This is a genomic window from Sulfuricurvum sp. (genome assembly GCF_028688295.1).
GTDB lineage: Bacteria > Campylobacterota > Campylobacteria > Campylobacterales > Sulfurimonadaceae > Sulfuricurvum.
Genome location: NZ_JAQTYM010000116.1, coordinates 1 through 3,869, shown reverse-complemented (window position 1 = coordinate 3,869; position 3,869 = coordinate 1). Strand labels below are relative to the sequence as shown.

At 41.3% G+C, this 3,869-nt stretch carries 2 protein-coding genes and 2 pseudogenes; 1 reads left to right on the top strand and 3 read right to left on the bottom strand.

Going from position 1 to position 3,869, the window contains the following annotated elements:
• Nucleotides 1–532 (bottom strand): annotated as a pseudogene (locus PHR02_RS13250) (hypothetical protein); the annotation flags it as partial.
• Nucleotides 533–722: 190 nt separating this feature from the next.
• On the opposite strand from PHR02_RS13250, the gene PHR02_RS13245 reads away from it, so the two are divergent.
• On the top strand, nucleotides 723–1,139 hold the full coding sequence (locus tag PHR02_RS13245; protein ID WP_299992740.1) for a hypothetical protein: 417 nt from the start codon (nucleotides 723–725) through the stop codon (nucleotides 1,137–1,139).
• A gap of 384 nt (nucleotides 1,140–1,523) precedes the next feature.
• Here the strand turns inward: PHR02_RS13245 and PHR02_RS13240 are convergent, their stop codons facing one another.
• Both PHR02_RS13240 and PHR02_RS13235 read right to left on the bottom strand, forming a co-directional pair.
• On the bottom strand, nucleotides 1,524–2,648 hold the full coding sequence (locus tag PHR02_RS13240) for a replication initiation protein (RefSeq protein ID WP_299992738.1): 1,125 nt from the start codon (nucleotides 2,646–2,648) through the stop codon (nucleotides 1,524–1,526).
• Nucleotides 2,649–3,041: 393 nt separating this feature from the next.
• Nucleotides 3,042–3,869: pseudogene (locus tag PHR02_RS13235) on the bottom strand (hypothetical protein); the annotation flags it as partial.

The following is a 3,869-nucleotide window of genomic DNA, read 5'->3' as shown; positions in this document are numbered from 1 at the left end:
TCGTGATCTCTGCACTTTGCCCCCTCTGCATCTGGAGGGTTTTAGCGACGAATGTCTGCAACTCCCTAAAGCCCTCTTTCTCTAAGCCTTTGAGGATGGTTTTGCCGTCCTTGTCTAAGTTGCAATAAACGACATGGGCGTGTAGGTTGTATTCGGGTTTCCCCTCATCGTTGATGTGTCCCTCGTCTCGATGGATTGAACTTTGAACGGCTCTAAGTCCGTGCTTTTGCTCTAGGTACTCGTTGATTTTTTGAATGTCTTTAAGGGTGTGGTGAGCTTCGAGATTGATTGCCGCCTCGACTGCGAATATTTTTGCTTGGAGTTTTTGCCCTGTGCGCTCTTGGTATTTTTCTTTGGCGTTCTCGACCATCTCCTTGAGAAGTTCTCTTGATTCGGTTGCTGATCGATCGCACTCATTTTCTAATCGGTGCTCGATAGGTAAAAGGTGCTTCGGTTCTCGTTCTTCGGTGCGGTCGTTATGTTCAAAACCGGCAGAGCCTTTTTTGAAATTTATGCTACTCCCTCTCGTCATTTTTGAAGCTCCTTGTGGGCAAAAAAATCTCACAAATAACTCGTAAGAGGTATGTAGTGAGCTCACTACATACCTTGCAGGTATTTATGTTCGCAAAATTGTACCACAAGGGTACTGCTTTTGAGAGTATAGATTAATTGAAAATAATATTATTTTGTGTATACTATTGAGATTTTAAAAAGGACTTGAAATGAAAAAAATACTATTGGGGACAGTTTTAACTGCAAGTACAATATTTCTTTTAACCGGTTGCGGTGCTACTACGGGGATGGGAGTTAAAAATCATAATTTATTAAGTGTATTTAATAGCAATATGGATGCAGAAAAAACAACAGGTATTATTTTTGATATGTCAAAATATTGCAGTTCCGGACTTCTTGTTGCTGAGAAAGACAATTTAAAGACCCTAAATACATCAGTCATTGATTATAAAATCAAAAATTCCACGGGTTATTATATGCACATTGAAATTGAGGCTATTGATCAATCACATGCAAAAGTCAGCATTTATGACTATATGAATACAGAAGTTACTAGAAAAACCGCTAAAACTATTGAAAATTGGGTTAATGGTGGTAGCAAAACTTGTGAAGGTGCTATGATTTAATCTTATCATAGAAAGATGATAGTCCGAGGGGTGATTAATCCCTCGTTTTTGATTAGTGCAGAGCGGGCGCGAACGCCATCAACACGAAAAAGACTATCAAGGTTTTGTGGTACAAAAGGGGAATTCTCCTTTCAGAGGTACTACCCACTTCCACCCTACCTGCCAAAAAATTGGCAAAAAAAAAGGCAGAAGCTCGAAAGCCTCCGCCCCGTACCTCTTATCCGTTAATCAGACGGAAAGAAAAATACCCTTTGTACACGGTGAAATTATATCACGATTTTTTAATCTTATCGGCAAGCCAAAATACCGGCATTAAAAGCGTCATTATAATTCGTAGTAAAAGCGGATCACCGCCTCCCATCCGTTCAGGTTCATGTTCCATAATTACCCCTTGATCTTCTTAAAAATTCGTCCAAAGAATCCGTTTGCGCTTGAGGGCTTCGACGCTTCGATAGCGTCCTCTTCGCTTAGAGCATCCTCGACAAATGCCCCCATCTCTTCGGCTTCTTCTTTGGTGACTTCGATGACGTTCGGTGCATCATCTTCCACAACATCGATGAAAGGCAATGGAGCTTCCTTGAGCATTTTTTGCTTCTCTTTCCATGCCTCCCATATCTCTTTACGGGCTTTTAAATCTTCTCGACGGTCTAAGAGCTGTTGCCAAATGCGCTCTATTTCGTCTTCCTCGAAACGTCGCTTTTTGTTCATGCCATCATAGAAATAGCCTTTATCGTTTAGGAAGATATGCCCCTCGTAGAACTCGTAGAGAAGCCCATCATATCCCATAAATTCCTTGAGGAACCATGCTTTAAACTTCGGCAACTCATCCCGACGTGTGCTTGGCTTGGTTCTGATCTTCCACACCAAATGAGTATAAGCCCGTCCCGTCTTTTTCGGCTCGTAACTTACCGTCAAGTCGGTTTTTTCGTTGATGTATCGCTCTGCAACGTCAAGAGCCTTTCGTTTAAAATCCCCGTAGGCTTTCATAGACTTAGGGACTTCTAAAATCCTTTGCCACTCGGCAATCTCCACCTCTAAAGAGCCTTTTAGCTCCCATTGTTTGAGTAGCATATAGATACGCTTTGCGTACTCGCTCGGAAGCTGGAGGATTTGGCGGAGATCCCCTTTTAGGTATAGCTCATCTTTGAGCTGTATCAAATAGGGTTTTAGCTTCGGGTCGAATGAAAGTTCAATAAGCCCCATTTTAGGCTTATATTCAAAGCTTGAAATCCATCCCGTTACCAAAAACCCCCCATCTTCTAGGTCGATAGTGAGGTTTTTTTTGCGTAGCTCTTGCGCCATTTTCTTTAGGGTTCTGCTATCAAGTTGCTTCCCGAAATAGGCTTCGAGGTCGGTAACTTTGAAGCTGTACGGCTTAAAATCCTCATCCTCATTCCTGATCTCTGCCACCATTTTTAAGATGATGTCCGTTTCTACGGGGGTTAGACTGTATTTAGCTGTGTTAAGGCTATGCCCCATTTTTACTATGTTACGATTGGATAACTCCATAAAAACCCTCGTTCAATTTGGGCTATTATATAACTATGCCGTATTGTGTGTCAAGTCATAGTTATAGTGGAAAAAGTCATAGTTATAGTGGAAAAAGTCATAGTTAGATATGAATTATGACCTTTTCCACCCATCTTTTTTGGTCAAAAAAACAACCATTTTTTGAGTGGAAAAAGTCATAGTTAGAGCCTTTTTTGAGTGGAAAAAGTCATAGTTAGAGTGGAAAAGGTCATAGTTAGACCTCTGAAACACCGTAAAATATGGGATTAAAAAGGGGTCTAAAGCTTAGTAGAAAGCTTTTGTATTAAAGCTTCTTCTTACGAAGTGTAGAAAATTAAATAAAAGTCCGAAATTCTAAATTTCAGAACACCAAAAAAAGAGGGGTAAATCTGCTCATCTTTCCATCCCTTTTTTAGTCTCTTTGCCATGATCTTTTAGAAATGCTTTTATTCTATCGGTCGGGTTCAGTTCTTGAGCTTTGTTCAGCAAACCATCCGCAAGGTTTTTAACGGCTTTAATCGTGTTGTCCTTGATTTTCGTAAACGTCTCGATCATCTTCGACGATTGATCGTGTATCCGATTGTGTTCATTGAGAACACGAGTGAGATTCGCTTTGAGAGTTGGTTCATCGATTTTATCGCCCATAAACCCCTTAGACTTGCTCGATTCGATAATCTGCTCGACGGTGATTGTGCGAATAGCTTTGAGGTCATTGGTACGCTTATCTTGAGCAACGTCATTCGTGGCATACCAATCCGTAAGCTCAACGTCTGATTCTTTCTCAAATTGCATTATGAGCGATTTAGAAGCGTTTAGAGGCTCTATAAGCGTTTTTTTCTCTTCAGAGTGAATTGATACGTCTTTTGATACTTTTGTGGCTTCTAGGGCTGTTTTTAGCTCGCTGATCGTCAAATCCTTTGCCTTGATCTGCTCTTTGAGGTCTTTGTTGAGTTGTTCAAGCTCTGCATACTCGGAACGTGTTGCCCCACGCTCTTTGAGCTGTTCCCGTAGTTGAGCTATTTCATCTTTGAGGTCTTTGTTCGTTGCTAAGACTTTTTCGTGCCTAAATTCTTGTGGGCTCTTATGCTTCGCTTTCGTGATCTCTGCACTTTGCCCCCTCTGCATCTGGAGGGTTTTAGCGACGAATGTCTGCAACTCCCTAAAGCCCTCTTTCTCTAAGCCTTTGAGGATGGTTTTGCCGTCCTTGTCTAAGTTGCAATA

What these genes read in the sequence shown, in the direction of transcription:
- PHR02_RS13245 (WP_299992740.1), top strand. Translation starts at nt 723, where the DNA reads ATGAAAAAAATACTATTGGGGACAGTTTTAACTGCAAGTACAATATTT.
- PHR02_RS13240 (WP_299992738.1), bottom strand. Translation starts at nt 2,648, where the DNA reads ATGGAGTTATCCAATCGTAACATAGTAAAAATGGGGCATAGCCTTAAC.